This is a genomic window from Streptomyces sp. NPDC029041, from assembly GCF_040637515.1.
GTDB lineage: Bacteria > Actinomycetota > Actinomycetes > Streptomycetales > Streptomycetaceae > Streptomyces.
The window spans coordinates 262,881-280,484 of sequence record NZ_JBEZWO010000008.1; the positions used below are offsets into that span (position 1 = coordinate 262,881).

The window sequence follows — 17,604 nt, forward strand, 5'->3', positions numbered from 1 at the left end:
GCACCATGCGCCCCCCCCCCCCGGGCCCCCCCGCCCGCGCGCCCCCTGCCGACGCGCGTCGGCAGGGCCCTCACTGGTCTGTGGTGGTGGTCGTCAAGGCCCGCCCGATGGGCCTGGCCCGTCAGAGGCGGGCGGGCCGGACTCTACGCGGCCGAGCCGGAGCCGGTTCGCCGCTGTGCCCTGGGGCGCGCCGCTTCCCCGGCGGGACGGCCCTGACCGGCGGGGCGGCGGCCCCGGCGGCTCCGGGACGAGGCGGACGCGCCGCGCGGGCGTTCGGCGCGGGGCGCGGGGACGACCACCGGGACGCCGGAAGGGGCCTGGGCACCCGTGATGCGGGTCAGCTCCGCTTCGCCGGAGCGCACCTGGGCGATCCGGGGGGTGATGCCCGCCGACATCATCAGCCGGCTCATACCGCGACGCTGGCCCGGCGTCACCAGGGTGACCACGCTGCCCGACTCACCGGCGCGGGCCGTACGGCCGCCCCGGTGCAGGTAGTCCTTGTGGTCACTGGGCGGGTCCACGTTGACGACCAGGTCGAGGTTGTCGACGTGAATCCCGCGCGCCGCGACGTTCGTGGCCACCAGTACCGTCACGTCCCCGCTCTTGAACTGGGCAAGGGTCCTCGTCCGCTGCGGCTGGGACTTGCCGCCGTGCAGGGCCGCTGCGCGGACACCGCTGCTCAGCAGGTGCAGGGTCAATCGGTCGACCGCGTGCTTGGTGTCCAGGAACATGATCACTCGGCCGTCCCGCGCCGCGATCTCGGTCGTCGTCCGGTGCTTGTCCGCGTCGTGCACATGGAGTACGTGGTGCTCCATCGTGGTGACGGCGCCCGCGGAGGGGTCGACGGAGTGCACCACCGGGTCGTGCAGGTACGTGCGCACCAGCCGGTCGACGTTGCGGTCCAGGGTGGCCGAGAACAGCATCCGCTGCCCGCCCGGCCGCACCTGGTCGAGCAGGGCGGTGACCTGCGGCATGAAGCCCATGTCGGTCATCTGGTCGGCCTCGTCGAGGACGGTGATGTCGACGTGGTCCAGACGGCAGTCGCCCCGGTCGATGAGGTCCTTGAGGCGTCCGGGCGTGGCGACGACGACCTCGGCGCCACCGCGCAGCGCACCGGCCTGCCTGCCGATGGACATCCCGCCGACGACGGTGGCCAGCCGCAGGCTCACGGAGCGGGCGTACGGAGTGAGGGCGTCGGTGACCTGCTGGGCCAGCTCGCGCGTCGGTACCAGGACCAGGGCGAGCGGCTGCCGCGGCTCGGCACGCCGCCCCGCCGTCCGGGCCAGCAGGGCGAGACCGAAGGCCAGGGTCTTGCCCGAGCCGGTCCGGCCACGGCCGAGGACGTCCCGGCCGGCCAGGGAGTTCGGCAGGGTCGCCGCCTGGATCGGGAACGGCGCGGTCAGCCCCTCGCGGCCGAGTGTGGCCGACAGCCGTGCGGGCAGGCCGAGATCGGCGAACGACTCGACGGCGGGCAGCGGGGGCGTGACCGTCTCCGGCGGGGCGAACTCGCCCTGGGGGCCGCGGCGGCTTGTCTGACTCCTGGTGCGGCGCGGAGCAGCGGAGCGGCGGTCGGCACCGTCCCCCCGCGCGAAACGGTCACGGGAACGGGATGTGCGGGCACGCTTCATGCGAGACCTCCTTGACGGGGCGCGTAGCAAGGAAATCCGCAGCAGAGGAGCGGCGCAGAGAATCTCGAGACGAGCCGATGTGAATGCGGCCGGGTCGGGCCGGCGGGGAAAACAGCGAGCTGGGGCCCGCACCCCTTCAGGTGCGGGCCCCAGCTGCGAGATGTGCGCGAGCGCCGATGTCAGGCGGGCACGATGTTCTCGGCCGTCGGGCCCTTCTGGCCCTGCGCGATGTCGAACGACACCTTCTGGCCTTCCAGCAGCTCGCGGAAGCCCTGGGCGGCGATGTTCGAGTAGTGGGCGAAGACGTCGGCGCCGCCGCCGTCCTGCTCGATGAAGCCGAAGCCCTTTTCAGAGTTGAACCACTTCACGGTGCCAGTAGCCATTTTGTTTCTCCTTCGGAGGCGGTTTCAGGAATCCACCTTCTGTGAATTCCGTGTCGCCGTGATGATTACCCCGTAGGAAATGAACCTTCTGGCAACCACACCTGCAACTGAGATCGACAGTAGCACGGTGGGTTCGGCGCCGCGTCGACCGAAAATCCCGATCCGGCGGATGATCGAGGAATATTCGGCGGGCCCCGATTCTATTTCTCATTTTGAGGGCACAGATATTGCCCTCCGCGGGCACGGGTCTTCCTGGCGCGTCTTCGCGTGCCGGCCCTGTGACCTCCGCCGACAGGAGATCTGCCGCTGTCGCCGCCGTCGGTGAGCGCCGCGCCGGTGAACGCGCCGGGACGCCTCCCCGGCGACAAAGGTCACATCCCCTGGCGGGGGCGCGATCCGGCGCCGACGCCGGCAACGGCCAGCGGGGGCCGGTCGGGCAGGCCGGCGGCGATACGACGCCGGTATCGATCCAGCGCGGCGCAGTACCATCACGGCGTGGATACAGGGGAGTTGCGGTACTTCGTGACCGTGACCGGGGGGCTGCACCGGCCGGACACCCTCTCGCCGGCCCGCCCCGTCTGCGCACGGCCGACCTCACCGGCCCCACCGAACCGCCGATGCCGCGCCGGCCCGGCCCGGCCCCCGACGGCCCTTGCCCGGCCGTCCCCGGTCCCCAGGCCCGCGACCTCACACAGCTGCTCCAGCTGATCGCCCTCGGCCGCGCCTGCCGGATCGCGCCGGAGTCCTTCCGGACCCGACTGCGCGCGGGCCTTGCCGCGGCGCCGGTACGGGACGCGCCGGCGGTCACGACGCTGAACGCCTGGCCGCCCCACAGCCGGTCCCGGGCGGTCGTGGGATGGGTTCGGACCGCGGTGCGGGTGAGTTCGCGAGGGGGGGGGCGGCGCCGGGCGGACGTCGCCGCCCGGCAGAGGGCAGGAGTGGTCGGCGGCAGGGCGGCCGACCCGGTGGACTCCGCTAGCATGTTCGAACTCGCGATGGTCCCCCCATCGCTCCATCTACCCAGCCATTCGGATGAATCGGCCAAAAGATTGACAGCCAGGGAATCGCGGGTGTTTTCGCGAATAAGCGGCATGACGTCGTGGGGTGCGTGGCGCCATCGGCGCGCGGTGCTGTGGGGCGCGGCAGCCGTGGTGGCTCTCGCGTTCCTCGTCGTGCTGGAGATCGCCGCCCGCCGCTACGGCGAGCCCGGACCGGTCAGCACCCAGGTGGGGGCGCTGGTCTTCGCCCCCAAGCCGGGGCCGCTGTACGGCGGTCTGGCGTTGATGATGGTGGTGCTCACCTGGCGGCAACGGTTCATCGCGGCCGGCACCGCGCTCGGTATCGACGCCGTCCTGCTGCTCGTGCGCCGGGCGGCCGGCGCCGAGACGGTCGAGGGCCACTCCGTGGGCACGGGCGCGTTGTGGGTGATGCTGGGCTTCGCGGTGGTCGCCGTCACGCGCCGCACCGGCGGTGAACGCGTCCTGCTGCTGAAGGGCGTCGGACTGGGCCTGCTGCTGGTGGCGGCCCGCAAGACGGGCGACACCTGGCTCTTCATCACGGCGAAGACCCGCCCGACGGTGCTCGACCAGTACGTGGCGACGGCCGATCACGCGCTGGGCAACCCGTCCTGGGCGGCGGGCCGTCTCGTCGAGGCCACGGCGCCGTTCAGCACCCACCTGCTCCAACTGGTCTACGGCCAGCTCGCGGTGGCCGCCGTCGTCGTCGCCCTCTACCAGCTGCGCGACGTGACGACCGAGGGCCGCTTCCCGAGCCACCACCTGGTGCGCACCTTCCTGGTGATCGGCCTCCTCGGGCCGGGCATCTACATGCTCTTCCCGGTGGTCGGGCCGGTCTTCGCCTACGGCCCGGGCGCCTCCGGCACCGGCGGTGTGGAATGGGCGACGGCCAACCTGTGGCCGCACACGGCGCTGCCGGTCAGCACCCCGGCCCCGATGACGTACGACGGCATCACGCCCCGCAACTGCATGCCCAGCCTGCACACGGCCTGGGCCGTCGCGATCTTCGTCCACACCCGCCGGGCCCCGCGGCTGCTGCGGTTCGCGGGCACGTTCTGGCTGGTCGTCACGCTCGCCGCGACGCTGGGATTCGGCTACCACTACGGCGTGGACCTGGTCGCCGGCGTGGTGTTCGCCCTGACCATCGAGGCGGCCCTGCGCGCACAGCAGCGCGGCTGGGACCGGTCGGGCATCCAGCTGGTCGCCTACGGCACAGCGGTCTTCGCCGCCCTCCTGGTGTCCTACCGCTACCTGCCGATGGAGATGGCCACCCTTCCCGAGGTGGCCGGGCCTCTCCTCATCCTGGCGATGACCTCGGTGATCTACGGCTACGTCCGGGTCACCCGCGGGTGGGCGGCCCGTCCGCTGGTCTCCGTCCCGGGCCCCGCCGGGTCACCGGACGCCCACGGGACCCCGGAAGCGGACAGCGCACCGAGGGACGCCGTCGCGGGGTGATCCCGGCGGGGTCTCGCCGTCGGCCCCCGGGAGGGGCCGGGGTGGGCCGGTCAGGAGACGGGCTGGAAGGTCCACAGCAGGTTGGTGCTGTTCACCCAGGTCCACTGCTTGGTCACGGATCCGGAGGGGACCTGTCCGCCGCCGTCGAGGACCAGTCCGGTGGTGCGGTTGGCGATGGAGTACTGGCCGTTGCCGCGGTCCGTGATCTGCCACTGCTGATTGTCGCCGCCGTTCCAGGCCGCCTGCCGGGCGGGAGAGCCGTCGCCGGTCGCCCCCCAGCCGTCGGCGACCATGCCGTTGGTGCGGTTGACCAGCCGGTAGTAGCCGTTGCCGAGGTCGACGGCCTGCCACTGGAGGTTGGTGCTGGCGACCGGCGTCCACTGCTTGAGGTTCGAGCCACTGGCGACGTTGCCGCCACTGTCCAGGGCCAGCCCGCTCGTGACGTTGGTCAGCCGGAAGTACGTGGCCGGATCGAGCGTGACCTTCAGCGAGACGATGGCGTCGTTGTTGCCGGTCGCTCGCAGGTCGGGGTTGTCGGAGGTGAACGTCCAGGCCGTGCCGCTGAAGTTGTCCCCGGAGTAGCCCGTCACCCGGTACCCCTGGGGCACCCTCAGCGAGGAGATGGCCGCGCGCCCCACCCCCGCGGCCGACAGCTGGGAGGAGGTGTAGCCGCCCAGCTTCAGTTCGGCGCTCGTTGAGGAGTACCCCACGTCCTGGAACACCGTCACCCGGGCTCCGACGGCGGCCTGGGGGACGCCGCTGACCTCGACGCACACCACCGAGTCGCCGGCGTCCGGGGCGGTGGCCGGGACGGTGACGCTGATCCGGCCGCCGCTGACGGTGTAACCGAGGGAAGCGGAGGGGTTGTTCATCAGGTAGACGCGGTTGATCGTGTTGGTGAGCGCGGGAATCTGGAGCACACCGCCCGTGGGCCAGGAGAAGACGTGGGCGAACAGCTTGCCGTTCTTCTTGGTGGCCGTGCCCCAGGAGGGGTCGGTGGCGAAGGGGCTCGCCGTGGCTCCGTGCACGCTGTCGCCGTACGTCGCCATCCACGAGCCCATGCCGCGCAGAACGGTCACGGATCCGGCGGTGACCGAGCCGTCGCCCTTGGGCCCGATGTTCAGCAGGAAGTTGCCGTCCCGCGAGACGCACGTGACGAGCTCCTGGACGAAGTCCTTGACGGGCCGGTAGGAGTTCTCCTGGCCCGCGTTGTATCCCCAGGCACCGTTCATGGTGTCGCACCGTTCCCACGGGCGGTCCAGCGGCGCGGCGGGCAAGCCGAACTCCGCGACGGCGTAGTCGCCGAGCCCGAGGTCCCGCTTGACCCGTTCGTTGACGACGAGCCCGGGCTTGCGGGCGATCAGCCAGTTGTAGAGGTCGACACCGTCCGACTTGAGCCACCAGTCCTGGAGGGTGGGGCTCGCGGGTTCGCCGAACCAGTCGCCGTCGAACCACAGGAGTGCCGGGTCGTAGCGGTCCAGCAGCTCCTGCAGCTGGGCCTTCATGTCCGCGATGTAACCCGTGCGGGCGGCCGTCGAGGCCATGGCGGTGAGACCGCCGCCCCGGATGGTCTGGGAAGGGTGGTTCCAGTCCAGGATCGAGTAGTAGAGCCCGAACTTGACGCCCCGCGCCTCGCACTCGGTCTTGAGCGCGGCCAGCAGATCACCCTGGACACCGGCGTAGTCGTGCATGTTGTAGAGCTTGGTGCCGGTGGTGTCGGTGAACCCGGGGACGTTGGTGTCCCACATGGCGAAGCCCTCATGGTGCTTGGCGGTGATCACCAGGTACTTCATCCCGGCGTCCGCGGCCAGTTGAGCGATGGCCGCCGCGTCGAACGCGGTGGGGTTGAACTTGGCGGACACCTGGGTCTGGTAGTCGCCCTTGGTCCAGCCGTTGCTGAACGCCCATTCACCGTGGCCGAGGTAGGAGTAGGACCCGAAGTGGATGAACATCCCGAACCGGGCCTGGTACCACCAGTCCATCTTGGACGGGACGGAGTAGGCCTCGGCGGTGGCGGGCAGCAGGGCCTGCGGCAGCCCGAAGGCCACGACGCCTCCGGCGAGCGCCGCGGCCTTGATCAGAGAACGTCTGCTCAGGGGTGCAGAGGACATGGTGCGGCTCCTGGGTCCTGGGTCGCCAGATCGGTTACATCGGATGAATTTATAGATGCCGCGCAACTGTGGCGTCCAGGGGTGCGACATCAACTCGTCAATTTGCCTGTTTCGTAGGCAGTATGGTCAGGATCAGTCCGTCGCTCACTCGCGACGCCCGCTTGGACCGCCGAAATAGCTCGGATCTATCGTCCCCTCGCCGCCCCTCACCGGCGCCGCCGTGGCGGAGTGACCCCGGAACAGCGGGCCAAGCTGGACAGCGTCCACTGAGGGAGAGAGCTTCACGCCGAGCCGGACTCAGCCGAGCGGTCGCCGTCCCGGGAAACTCCACGGCCCCGCGTGCCGCGGTTCGAGCGGGACGGCTCTCTGGCCGTGTTCGAGGAACCGCATGACGGCTGACATGCCAATGGCATCACATCGAGTTGATGCTCTCGGTTTGGCGAACGTGTTCGGCGAGCGTGGCCCGGCTCACCACTTAGCTTGCTCGCATGACCTCATCAACGGACGCGGAACCGAGCATTCGGCCCGCGGTTTCTCGCCGTCGATTCCACCGAAGAACGGTCGTCTCGACGGGGTGGATCTGGCGCGGGCACTGGCTGTTCTGGGCATGTTCGTCTCGCACATCGGCCCGGCCCTGATCCTGTCCGGACGCGGGCGGACAGCAGGTGCCCCTGCCGAATTCCTGGGGGCTGTCAGCGACGGGCACGCGTCGATCCTGTTCGCGACCCTCGCCGGGGTCTCACTGGCCCTGCTGACCGGAGGCAGCCGGCCGCACGACGGTGTGGCACGGCGAAGGGACCGAGCCCGGATCGCCGTGCGCGCCGCGATCCTTTTCGTCCTCGGAATGGCACTGGCGCAGATCAGCACCGAGGTCGTCGTCATCCTGTCGTTCTACGCCCTCTATTTCCTGCTGGCGCTGCCGCTCCTCCGCGTGCCGCCCAGCCGTCTCGCGGTCCTCGCCGCCGCCTGGGCGGTGGCCGGGCCGGTCATGTCGTTCTTCATCCGGCGCGAGGTGGAAGGGAACGTCGGCACCAGCGGGGGCGCCCTGATGTTCAGTGACCTCACGTCCTTGTCCGACGCCGGATCGGGCCTCGTCCGCCTCCTGCTGGAAGGCACCTATCCGGTCATGACCTGGATGCCGCTCGTGCTCGCCGGGCTCGCCGTCGGACGTCTCGACCTCCGCTCGGCAGCGATCCGCCTCCGGCTGCTCGCCGCAGGTGTCGCGCTCGCCGTCGCCGGAAGCGGCGGCTCCTGGCTGGCGCTGCACGTCTTCGGGGGCATCGAGGCCCTTCGGCCGACGCTGGACTTCATGCGTCCGGTGGCCGCCGGACTCGGCAAGGACCCGCTGGAACTGATGCAGAGGTCGAACCTCGGAACCGTCCCCACCGACACTCCGGCGAGGCTGCTGCTCGACGGCCCTCACAGCGGAACCCCGTTCGAGATCGTCGGCTCGGGCGGCTGGGCCCTGGCGGTTCTCGCGCTCTGCCTGCTCGCCGGCGACCGCTTCCGCACGCTGCTCGCGCCGCTCACGGCTGTCGGGGCGCTGTCCCTGACCGCGTACGCGGCCCAGGTGGTGACGCTGCGGTTCCTGCCGTCGGAGGAGGCCATGGCCGCGCACCCCTGGGTGCCGCTGCTCGGCTTCGTCCTCGGTGCCGTGACGATCTGCGGCCTGTGGCGCCGCTTCCTGGGCCGCGGCCCGCTCGAGCGCCTGCTGCACTGGACCTCCACGCGGACGTCCGCCGCCCTTGCCGTCCCCGTCCCCGGCCCCGGTGCCGCAACCGCGACCATGCCCGACCCGGAGCCAAACCGGTCGTGACGGCGGGACGACGCGATCGATCGGGGCCATCGCGTCTTGCTACGTGCAACGCCCCGAGTTTCCCCGTATGTCCCAGGCCGGTGAGCACCGCAGTGCCTCGGCGGCCGACCTCGTCATCGCCGCCACCGCGGCCCACCACGGCCGTTGTCCGCCCCTAGGGGCACGCCGTGCGGCCTCAGCGCCATTCGGGTACCCCTGAGACGGGCGGAAGGTGGGTTTCGATCTTCGCTCGCGCATCCCGCATCACGGAGACGATGTGGACCTCGTGCTCCCGGGTCAGCCGGGCCACCGGAACCGAGCAACTGATGGCGTCGGTGGCCGGTGTGTCGTACCGCAGGGCGAAGCCGAATCCGGCGATACCGGTCACCGTCTCTTCGCGGTCGATGGAGTAGCCGCGCTCGCGCACCCGGGCCAGGTCGGCGAGCAGTGCGGCGCGGTCGGTGTGCGTGTTCTCCGTGAGGGCGGTCAATGGCCCGTCCGCGAAGGGCAGTTCGTCGTCGGCCCGCTCGGCGAGCAGCGCCTTGCCGAGGGCTCCGGCGTGGGCTGGGACGCGGCGGCCGACCCGGCTGATGGTGCGCAGGTACTCGTGGGACTCCCGGGTGGCGAGGTAGACGACATCCGGGCCGTCGAGCCGTGCCATGTGGATCGTCTCGCCCAGCGCTTCCGACGCCTCATCGAGGTACGGGCGGACCGCACGGATGCGCCGGTCGCCGTCAAGGTAGCTGGTGCCGGTGAGCAGCGCGCGGATCCCGATGCCGTAGAGGGAGCCGGTGGCATCGGTGCGGACCCAGCCGCAATCGACGAGGGTCCGCAGCAGCTGGTACATGCTGCTGCGGGGCACGCCCAGGTCCTCCGCGAGCTCGTCCAGGCGTGAGGGCTGCTCGCCCCGCGCGGCGAGCAGTTCCAGCAGCGCGACGGTCCGGGCCGCCGACTTCACGCCGCGGACGCCTTTCCCCTCCGACATGGGCCCATCGTAAGTGCGCGTCAATCCGTGCCTGCACACCCATTGACCCCTTCCGTTCACCAACCTAACCTCCATCTGCATACGTAGACGTCGTCCGCATACAGGGATGGACTCATGGCAGAGATCAGCGCGGAGGCCGCAGAGGTCGCCCAGCGGCTCCGTGACGGGATGGCGAGCGGGGTGCTGTCCTTCCCCCTCACGAGCTTCGGCGACGACGGCGGCCTCGACCTGAACGCGTACCGGGCGTATCTGGCCGACCGGCTGGCCACCGCACCCGGCGCGGTGTTCCCGGCCTGCGGTACCGGAGAGTTCTTCTCGCTGGACGAGGACGAGTACCGGGCGGTGGTGCGGACCACGGTCGAGGTCGCCGACGGGCGGGTGCCGGTGGTCGCGGGCATCGGCTACGGCTGGGCGCAGGCGCTGCGGTTCGCCCGAATCGCGGAGGAAGCCGGTGCGGACGCCGCGCTGGTACTGCCGCACTACCTCGTCGGGGCCCCGCAGGACGGTCTGGTGGAGCAGCTGCGCCGGATCGCCGCCGGCACCCGGCTGCCGCTCATCGCGTACCAGCGCGGCCAGGTCGCCTTCACCGCTGACAGCCTGCGCCGGATCGCGCAAATCCCCACCGTCGTCGGCCTGAAGGACGGACACAGCGACCTCGACCGGCTCCAGCGCCTCACGCTCGCCGCGCCCGACGGCTTCCTCTTCTTCAACGGCGCCGCCACCGCCGAGATCCAGGCGCGCGCCTACGCCACCGTCGGCGTCCCCGCCTACTCGTCCGCGGTCCACGCCTTCGCGCCCGAGATCGCGAACGCCTTCTTCGCCGCTCTGCGGGACGGGGACGACGCGGGCGTGACCACGCTCCTGCGCGAGTTCTACGTCCCGCTGGTCGAACTGCGCGACCGGGTGCCGGGCTACGCCGTCTCTCTGGTCAAGGCCGCCGCCCGGCTGCGTGGCCTCCCGGTCGGCCCGGTGCGCGCCCCGCTCACCGACCCCGGCCCGATCGACCTCGCCGACCTGGAGAAGGTGCTGGACCACGGCCTGAGCCTGGTCGGCGCCGTACGGCGATCCGCTTGACGAACCCGGGCACCCTTCGTGCCCGCCCGGCCGAGCCGCGGGCGCCCGTCGTGCCCGCCTGACGAACCCGCGGGCAGCCGGCGTGCCCGCCAGGTGAGCCACGGCCTGGCCCGGAGCCGGGCTCGAAGCAGCCCCGGGCCGCAATCCAGTGGTCTCTCCTCGCTCCCCCCCGTGGGCCGGTACGGCCACAGCCGCCGCCCTACCGCGCCGCCCGCATCACCCGCAGTGCCACGCGTCAGCGCCCTACCGCTCCTCCGGGGCGTGCGGCCGATCACGCCGTACACCGATCGGACCGTGCACAGAGACGACGGAGCCTCCGACTGCTCGCTCAACAGTTCAAAGGGGAACTGCCATGCCTCTCCTCGTAGTCGGGATCAGTGTTCTGATTCTGCTTCTCCTCATGACCAGGCTGAGAGTCAACGGCTTCGCGGCCCTCCTGCTCGTGGCGGTCGGCGTCGCACTGGTCCGGGGAATCCCGGTCGCGACCATCCCGGACGTCCTCTCCGAAGGCATCGGGGGCCAGATCGGCGACACCATGCTCACCATCGGACTCGGCGCCATGGTCGGCCGCGTCATGGGGGACTCCGGCGCCGCACAGCGCATAGCCGGCAAGCTCCTCGACGCCTTCGGCCCGCGCTGGGTGCAGGTGGCCATGGTCGTCACGTCCATGCTGATCGGCGTGACCATGTTCTACGAGGTCGCGTTCATCATCGTGGTGCCCATAGCGTTCACCCTGGTCAGGGTCACCGGTGCGAAACTGCTGTGGGTCGGTCTGCCGATGTCCATCGCCCTGTCCACCATGCACAGCTTCCTGCCGCCGCACCCCGGCCCCACCGCCGTCGCCGCGACCTTCCACGCCTCCGTCGGACTGACCCTGTTCTACGGCCTGTTCATCGCCGTTCCCGCCGGTGCGCTCATCGCCCTGACCTGGCCTCGCCTTCCGTTCATCAAGGCGATGACCCCGTCCATCCCCAAGGGCCTGGTCAGCGAGCGCGAGTTCACCGACGAGGAGATGCCCGGGCTGGGCTGGTCGCTGTTCGTGGCGCTCTTCCCCGTGGCGCTGATCGTGGCCGCCGCCGTGACCGACATGGCCACCTCCGCCGAGAGCCCGTTCCTGCACTTCGTCACCTTCATCGGTTCGGCGCCGATCGCGCTGCTGCTGACCCTGTGCCTGGCGGTCTGGGCGTTCGGACCGCGGATCGGCCGGAGCCTGAACGACGTCGGCGCCTCCTGCACCTCGGCGGCCCAGGCGATGGCGATGATCCTCCTGGTGATCGGCGCCGGCGGCGCCTTCAAGAACGTCCTCGTCGAAGGCGGGATCTCCGACTACATCAAGGACGCGACGGAGGGCTGGTCCATCTCGCCGATCGTCCTCGCCTGGCTCGTCGCCGTCATCCTCCGCGTAGCGCTCGGCTCGGCGACGGTCGCCGTCGTCACGGCCTCCGGCGTGGTGCTGCCGCTCCTGGCGGGCAGCGGGGTCCACCCGGAGATGATGGTGCTTGCCGTCGCCTGCGGCTCCATCGCCTGCTCCCATGTCAACGACCCGGGATTCTGGCTGTTCAAGGAGTACTTCAACCTCTCCGTCATCGAGGCGATCAAGGTCCGTACCACCTATACGACGGTGCTCGCCGTCCTCGGCCTGGGCGGTGTCCTGGTGGCCGAGTGGGCCCTCGACGTCCTCAACGTCTGACCTCGCACACCTCCCGTACCCAGAACCTCGATCCCTCCCCCGCACCACCTCACCGCAGAAGGGCACCCGATGAGCATCGGACAGCCGACCGTCACGGCGTTCTCCGTCTACCCGGTCGCCGGCCGGGACAGCATGGAGCTGAACCTCTCCGGCGCGCACGGCCCCTACTTCACCCGCAACGTCGTCGTCCTCACCGACTCCGAGGGACGTACCGGGCTGGGGGAGGTGCCCGGCGGAGAGCAGATCACGCGGACGCTGCGTGACGCCGAGCCGCTGGTCGTCGGGGCGAAGGTGGGCGACTACAAGCGCGTCCTGCGCGAGATCGGCGACCGGTTCGCCGACCGCGACGCCGGCGGACGGGGCGCCCAGACCTTCGACCTGCGGACCACTGTCCACACGGTCACCGCCGTCGAGTCGGCGCTGCTCGACCTCCTCGGGCAGCACCTCGACGTGCCCGTCGCGGCGCTCCTGGGCGACGGCCAGCAGCGGGATTCCGTCAGGGTGCTGGGCTATCTCTTCTACGTCGGCGACCCGGACCGGACCGACCTGGAGTACGTGCGCGAACCCGACTCCCCGGTGGAGTGGTACCGGGTCCGGCACGAGGAGGCCCTGTCGCCGGAAGCGATCGTCCGTCAGGCCGAGGCCGCCTACGACCTCTACGGCTTCCGGGACTTCAAGCTCAAGGGAGGCGTCCTGGAGGGCGCCGAGGAGGTCAGGGCCGTCCGCGCCCTGAAAAACCGCTTCCCCGAAGCCCGGATCACCCTCGACCCGAACGGCGCGTGGTCACTGCGCGAGGCGATCGAGCTGTGCCGTCCCCTGGTCGGCACGCTCGCCTACGCCGAGGACCCCTGCGGAGCCGAAGGCGGCTACTCCGGACGGGAGATCCTCGCCGAGTTCCGGCGCGCCACCGGCCTTCCCACCGCGACCAACATGATCGCCTGCGACTGGCGCCAAATGGCCCACGCCCTGGCCCTCCAGTCGGTCTCCATCCCGCTGGCCGACCCGCACTTCTGGACCATGCAGGGCTCTGTGCGGGTGGCGCAGCTGTGCAACGCGATGGGCCTGACCTGGGGCTGCCACTCCAACAACCACTTCGACATCTCCCTGGCCATGGTGACCCACTGCGGCGCCGCTGCCCCTGGCGAGTACAACGCCCTGGACACACACTGGATCTGGCAGGAGGGACTGGAACGGCTCACCACCGACCCGCCGCGCATCGTCGGTGGTGAGATCGCCGTCCCGGACAGTCCGGGGCTGGGCGTCCGCCTCGACATGGACCGGCTTCTCGCGGCCCACGAGCTCTACCGCGAGAAGGCTTTGGGAGCGCGCGATGACGCCGTCACCATGCAATACCTCATCCCTGACTGGAAGTTCGACGGCAAGCGTCCCTGCCTGGTGCGGTAGGCGACGAGTCTCCTCCGCCAAGGCCGCCTCGACGGGCGCCACCTTGACGGCAGTATGGGCCGGCACCGGCCGACACATCCTCAGCCGGCGATGAGGACGAACCCGGCCCCGTCGAAGAGACGGGGCCGGGTTCGAGCCTTCGAGCATCCGCCTACTTGAGCGCCACACCGCCCGAGTTGCGATAGGCGATCGTCTTGCGGATCAGGTTTCCGCCGTCGCTCTCGATCGACGTCTGTTCATGGTGCCCCGCACCGAACAGCAGGGCGGCGACATGCGCGTCCGCCACCTGGTCCATGTGCGCGAAGAACCAATCCACCTTGTCGTCCTTGTAATGGTTGCGGGTGTTGTTCTGCGCCATGTTGCCCACGGGGATCTGCCACAGGACGACCGGCTTGCCCACGGACTCGGCCATCGTCTTGTAGAACCCCAGCGCGGCTTCGGCCTTCTTGTCGGTCCAGAAGTTGTCGTGTCCGCCGTTGGCCGGCTGTGCGTACCAGCCCGCATCGCGGTCCGACACGTCGGCGACCAGGAAGTCGGCTCCCTGCGCCCCGAGTTTGGCGTAGTCCTGGGCGCACTTCTGCATGTTGCTCTGCCAGTCCCAGCAGGAGAGGTGCAGCCCCACCGTGGTGTTCGGCGCGTACCTGTGCGCCATCGAGATCAGGCAGCGGGTGAGTCCGGCGGCGCTGTTCTCCTGCGATCCGCAGTCCTTCGGATTCGCGGCCGAGACCTGCGCGGGAACCTTGTGCGGATCGCCGAGCGACCGGACGTAGCCCCAGAAGTCGGGCTCCAGGTCGATCATGTCGGGCGAGTCGCCGATCTTCTGGAGGAAGAAACGGTAGTCGTTCATGTACCGGGTCAGCAGATCGACCCTGTTGATGGCCTTGACCTCGCCCGGGCCGTCGCCCTCGCCTGCCATGTCTCCGAGGTCGCGCAATGAGTACCAGGTCCAGAAGAACTTCTGCGGGCGCGGACTGCCCTTGTAGGTCGCCTTGGCCGCCTGGTTGTCCGACCAGGTCACGTAACTGCCGGGAGCCGTGGTGCTGCCGCCCCAGCAACCCCACCAGTCCTTGTAGTCATCCCGGCAACGCGACGCCGAGTAATACTCCGACGAGGGTGCGGGCTTGCTGTGCACATAGGCGTAGCGCACGTCGAACGGCGCGGCGGCCGCCGAGGCGTCGGACATCGAGCCGCCGATGAGTACCTTGCTGCTACCCATGAAACGCGTCGTCGCACTGCCGCCACCGTCCGCAGGAGCCGGCGCCGACGGGCGCGTGCCGCTCGGAGCCTCGTTTGCGGCGCTGTCGACCTTCCCGGCCGGCACCAGTTGCCATTGCTGATGGGCGCTGCCCCGGTCGCGGTACTGGACGATGTCGCCCCCGTCAGCCTTGGAAGCCTTGCTGACCCCGACGGCCATGCCGCTGAAGCGGTTGACCAAACGCACGTGGTCGTCCGGCGACTTCGCCAGTTCGAACTGCTGGTTGGTGCCGTTCAGGTCGCCCCACTGCACGATGTCGGAGCCGGCGGTCTTCGACCAGTTGCGGTTGTCCAGCACCTTGCCGGAGTTCCGGTTCTGCAGCCGGTAGTAGCCGTCACCCGCGTCGATGAACCGCCACTGCTGATTGGCTCCGCCGTGGCGGCGCCACTGCACCACCGCCGTGCCGTCGTTCTTCTCGAAGGCGCGGCCGTCCAGCGCCTTGCCGCTGTTGCGGTTGACCAGCACGTACCACGTCTGCGCATTCACGGTGTCGGCTGAGGCAGTGCTGATCACAACAGTGGAGCCGGCCACAACAGCCATGACGACCGCCGCCCAGAAACCCCGACGCGCGAACAACCGACGGCCACGATGCATCGGGCGACTACCGCGGGCGCGGGCGCGGCGTCCGCCGGCGCGGGACGCCACCGAAGACGTGGGTGGCCGAGGGATGGGGCTGTGATCTCCCTCAAGGGGCATGCTCGTGCTCTCTTTCGACCGTTACCTCTGACCGGACCACCTGCCCGGACAACACGGAGTGGTCGGGGAGGCCGGAAAGGTTGCCGCGAAGATTCACTTTTCTTCTGCCTCGATCACACCCCCAAAGACCTTGTGGTCCGCGCAGGCCAGCCCTCGGAGCGGACCCAGTTGATCTACCGGCAGTCGACGGCGAAGCACCAGCGGACGTTTGCACGCGGCGGACTTCCCGGCCCATGCCGCTGCCCCGCCGCTCGGCCCAAACGCCACTGCCGCCTCGGTGAGACGACTGCGGCGCCGATCGTTCAGGGCCGCCGACTGGGCGAGAGAACTTCGGGGTCGACGACGTGGATCCCGGCGGCGACGCGGGTGACGGCATCGGCGAACTCCTCGACATCGCCGTTGCGTTCCTTGAGCAGGTAGTCCGTCCGACGCAATCACGGCGGTCATTCAGCGGTTCCTCGGCGAAGGTCTGCTCGACGTACTGGGCTGAGGACGAGGACCGCGAGCCCGGACTGCTCGGACTGGAGTCGGCGGACAGCCCTCAGCCCCTCGTCCGTCTGGCCGGGTGGCATACGGACGTCGGTGATGACGAGGTCCGGCCCGTGTCCCCGGGCAGCGGCGAGCAGAACTAGTCCCACCCCATGACCAGCAGGCTGCGGCGCCAGTTCGAGGCCCACGGCGTCGTCACCCGCACCACCTACGCGAAGATTCCCCCACGGTCCCCCAAGTGGCCGGGGCCCGGACCCCGGCCGTCCGCAGCCGAGCCGAGCAGGCCGCCCGCGACACGGCGAGCGGCCTGCTGCTAAAAAGGGGCTATTGACCTTCCGTCAGCTCTGCGCGCCCGTACGGCGCTTGCGCGCGAAGTAGACGGCGGCGGCGCCTACCGCCACGACCGCGAGAGCCGCACCCGCGAGGACGGGAGTGTTGCTCGACGCGCCGGTCTCGGCGAGATCACCGTTGACAGTCGGGCTGTTCGCACCCGCGTCGCTGCCGGCCCCGGGGGCGGCGGACTCGCTGGGAGCCGGGGATGCGCCGGCATCAGGTGTGGCCGGCTCGCTGGGGGTCGGGGACTCGCTCGCAGCGGGCGTGGTCGGCTCGCTGGGGGTCGGGGATTCTCCCGCACCGGGCGCGTCGCTCTTGGCGAGCTCCGCCGCGAAGGCGCCTGCGATCACCTTGTGGCCGTCGGCATTGGGGTGGGGGTCCTTGTTCGTGCAGGCCCAGGTCAGCTGGCAGATCTTGGCCACGTTCGCCGGCACCTCGCCCGCGCCGGGCACGTTCACCTTGGTGGTGAAGTCGTCCGAGGAGAAGGCCCCGGCCACGTCCGCGACCTTGAAGCCGGCGGACTTGTACACCTGGGTGATCCCCGAGTTGGCGGCCTTGATCAGGGGTGCCGATTCCTTGGCGGCCTGCTGCCCCGGGGCGCCCAGCATCCAGGCCGCCAGGAACGGGTTGTAGTACGTCGAGCCCACGAACTGGGTGTTCTTCGTGCCCGCCTGGCGGAGCGCGCCCGCGATCTGGGCGAGGTTCTTCCCCATGGCCTGGCTCCGGCTGTTCAGGCACGCCCCGTCGAGGGCGCCGGCCGGACTGACGCAGTTGAGGAGGATGTCGTTCGCGCCCACGCTCAAGGTCACGTAGGCCACCTTGCCCTGGTGCTGTGCCATGGCCTTCAGGGCGGCGTCCAGTTGCGACTTGGCGTCCGGGTAGTCGCACTTTCCGCCGTTGATCAGAGACTCGGTGGTCTCAGCGGTGCAGCCGAGGCGTATGTGCTTCAGTCCGGGGGTGCGCTGCTTGAGCTGCGCGTAGAGCTGGTCGGTGTAGGCGACGTCGGTGTCCTTGTCGACGTCCGGCTGGTAGCCGGTGGCCAGAGAGTCGCCGAGCGAGATGTAGTACGTGGTGTCCTTGCCGTCGCTCGCCTCGTCGGCGATAGCAAGCCCGGGCATGCCCAGTACGGCCGTCACGGCGGAGACGGCCAGCACGGGGCCGAAACGCTGAAGGGGTCTCATCACTGTACGTGCGCTTTCCAGTTAGTGGGGGGATGCCGAAAGGCGTGACATGAAGCGTGGCCGGAAGCAGCGAACTCAGCCGCTACGGCTTCAGGCATCCGAAGGAGCC

12 protein-coding genes are annotated in these 17,604 nt (G+C 70.1%); 5 read left to right on the plus strand and 7 right to left on the minus strand.

What is annotated here, in order from left to right; all coding sequences use genetic code 11:
* Positions 1–143: 143 nt before the first annotated feature.
* Both AB0F04_RS22480 and AB0F04_RS22485 read right to left on the minus strand, forming a co-directional pair.
* On the minus strand, positions 144–1,628 hold the full coding sequence (locus tag AB0F04_RS22480; RefSeq protein ID WP_362043845.1) for a DEAD/DEAH box helicase: 1,485 nt from the start codon (positions 1,626–1,628) through the stop codon (positions 144–146).
* A gap of 179 nt (positions 1,629–1,807) precedes the next feature.
* Positions 1,808–2,011: a cold-shock protein gene (locus AB0F04_RS22485; protein WP_020119326.1), complete on the minus strand. Its 204-nt coding sequence runs from the start codon at positions 2,009–2,011 to the stop codon at positions 1,808–1,810.
* 1,091 nt (positions 2,012–3,102) lie between these two features.
* On the opposite strand from AB0F04_RS22485, the gene AB0F04_RS22490 reads away from it, so the two are divergent.
* Positions 3,103–4,482 carry a DUF5933 domain-containing protein gene (locus tag AB0F04_RS22490; protein WP_362043847.1) on the plus strand — a complete coding sequence of 460 codons (1,380 nt, stop codon included), beginning with the start codon at positions 3,103–3,105 and terminating at the stop codon, positions 4,480–4,482.
* 50 nt (positions 4,483–4,532) lie between these two features.
* Here AB0F04_RS22490 and AB0F04_RS22495 read toward each other — a convergent pair whose 3' ends face one another.
* Entirely contained in the window at positions 4,533–6,593 is a 2,061-nt protein-coding gene (locus AB0F04_RS22495; protein ID WP_362043849.1) for an alpha-L-fucosidase, read from the minus strand.
* A 445-nt stretch (positions 6,594–7,038) separates the two neighbouring features.
* On the opposite strand from AB0F04_RS22495, the gene AB0F04_RS22500 reads away from it, so the two are divergent.
* Positions 7,039–8,409, plus strand: a complete 1,371-nt coding sequence (locus AB0F04_RS22500) for a heparan-alpha-glucosaminide N-acetyltransferase domain-containing protein (protein ID WP_362044279.1) — start codon at positions 7,039–7,041, stop codon at positions 8,407–8,409.
* A 175-nt stretch (positions 8,410–8,584) separates the two neighbouring features.
* Here AB0F04_RS22500 and AB0F04_RS22505 read toward each other — a convergent pair whose 3' ends face one another.
* Positions 8,585–9,373 (minus strand): IclR family transcriptional regulator, encoded by a 789-nt coding sequence (locus tag AB0F04_RS22505; RefSeq protein WP_362043851.1) that lies wholly within the window; start codon positions 9,371–9,373, stop codon positions 8,585–8,587.
* 114 nt (positions 9,374–9,487) lie between these two features.
* On the opposite strand from AB0F04_RS22505, the gene AB0F04_RS22510 reads away from it, so the two are divergent.
* The 3 genes from AB0F04_RS22510 to AB0F04_RS22520 all read left to right on the plus strand — a co-directional run bounded on the left by AB0F04_RS22510 (position 9,488) and on the right by AB0F04_RS22520 (position 13,541).
* Positions 9,488–10,447 carry a 5-dehydro-4-deoxyglucarate dehydratase gene (locus AB0F04_RS22510; RefSeq protein ID WP_362043853.1) on the plus strand — a complete coding sequence of 320 codons (960 nt, stop codon included), beginning with the start codon at positions 9,488–9,490 and terminating at the stop codon, positions 10,445–10,447.
* A 352-nt stretch (positions 10,448–10,799) separates the two neighbouring features.
* Entirely contained in the window at positions 10,800–12,137 is a 1,338-nt protein-coding gene (locus AB0F04_RS22515) for a gluconate:H+ symporter (protein ID WP_362043855.1), read from the plus strand.
* A 75-nt stretch (positions 12,138–12,212) separates the two neighbouring features.
* The gene (locus AB0F04_RS22520; RefSeq protein WP_362044281.1) at positions 12,213–13,541 is read left to right on the plus strand and encodes an enolase C-terminal domain-like protein; all 1,329 of its coding nucleotides are present in this window, start codon (positions 12,213–12,215) and stop codon (positions 13,539–13,541) included.
* Positions 13,542–13,692: 151 nt separating this feature from the next.
* Here AB0F04_RS22520 and AB0F04_RS22525 read toward each other — a convergent pair whose 3' ends face one another.
* From AB0F04_RS22525 to AB0F04_RS22535, 3 genes are all read right to left on the minus strand, one after another.
* Positions 13,693–15,282, minus strand: a complete 1,590-nt coding sequence (locus AB0F04_RS22525; protein WP_362043857.1) for an RICIN domain-containing protein — start codon at positions 15,280–15,282, stop codon at positions 13,693–13,695.
* A 512-nt stretch (positions 15,283–15,794) separates the two neighbouring features.
* Positions 15,795–15,926: a hypothetical protein gene (locus AB0F04_RS22530; protein ID WP_362043859.1), complete on the minus strand. Its 132-nt coding sequence runs from the start codon at positions 15,924–15,926 to the stop codon at positions 15,795–15,797.
* A gap of 393 nt (positions 15,927–16,319) precedes the next feature.
* Positions 16,320–17,495 (minus strand): GDSL-type esterase/lipase family protein, encoded by a 1,176-nt coding sequence (locus tag AB0F04_RS22535; protein WP_362043861.1) that lies wholly within the window; start codon positions 17,493–17,495, stop codon positions 16,320–16,322.
* Between the last annotated feature and the right edge of the window lie 109 nt (positions 17,496–17,604).

Excerpts from the sequence above, each read along its gene's own strand:
- AB0F04_RS22480 (WP_362043845.1), bottom strand. The coding sequence starts at position 1,628 with ATGAAGCGTGCCCGCACATCCCGTTCCCGTGACCGTTTCGCGCGGGGG.
- AB0F04_RS22485 (WP_020119326.1), bottom strand. The coding sequence starts at position 2,011 with ATGGCTACTGGCACCGTGAAGTGGTTCAACTCTGAAAAGGGCTTCGGC.
- AB0F04_RS22515 (WP_362043855.1), top strand. The coding sequence starts at position 10,800 with ATGCCTCTCCTCGTAGTCGGGATCAGTGTTCTGATTCTGCTTCTCCTC.
- AB0F04_RS22505 (WP_362043851.1), bottom strand. The coding sequence starts at position 9,373 with ATGTCGGAGGGGAAAGGCGTCCGCGGCGTGAAGTCGGCGGCCCGGACC.
- AB0F04_RS22490 (WP_362043847.1), top strand. The coding sequence starts at position 3,103 with ATGACGTCGTGGGGTGCGTGGCGCCATCGGCGCGCGGTGCTGTGGGGC.
- AB0F04_RS22535 (WP_362043861.1), bottom strand. The coding sequence starts at position 17,495 with ATGAGACCCCTTCAGCGTTTCGGCCCCGTGCTGGCCGTCTCCGCCGTG.
- AB0F04_RS22510 (WP_362043853.1), top strand. The coding sequence starts at position 9,488 with ATGGCAGAGATCAGCGCGGAGGCCGCAGAGGTCGCCCAGCGGCTCCGT.
- AB0F04_RS22495 (WP_362043849.1), bottom strand. The coding sequence starts at position 6,593 with ATGTCCTCTGCACCCCTGAGCAGACGTTCTCTGATCAAGGCCGCGGCG.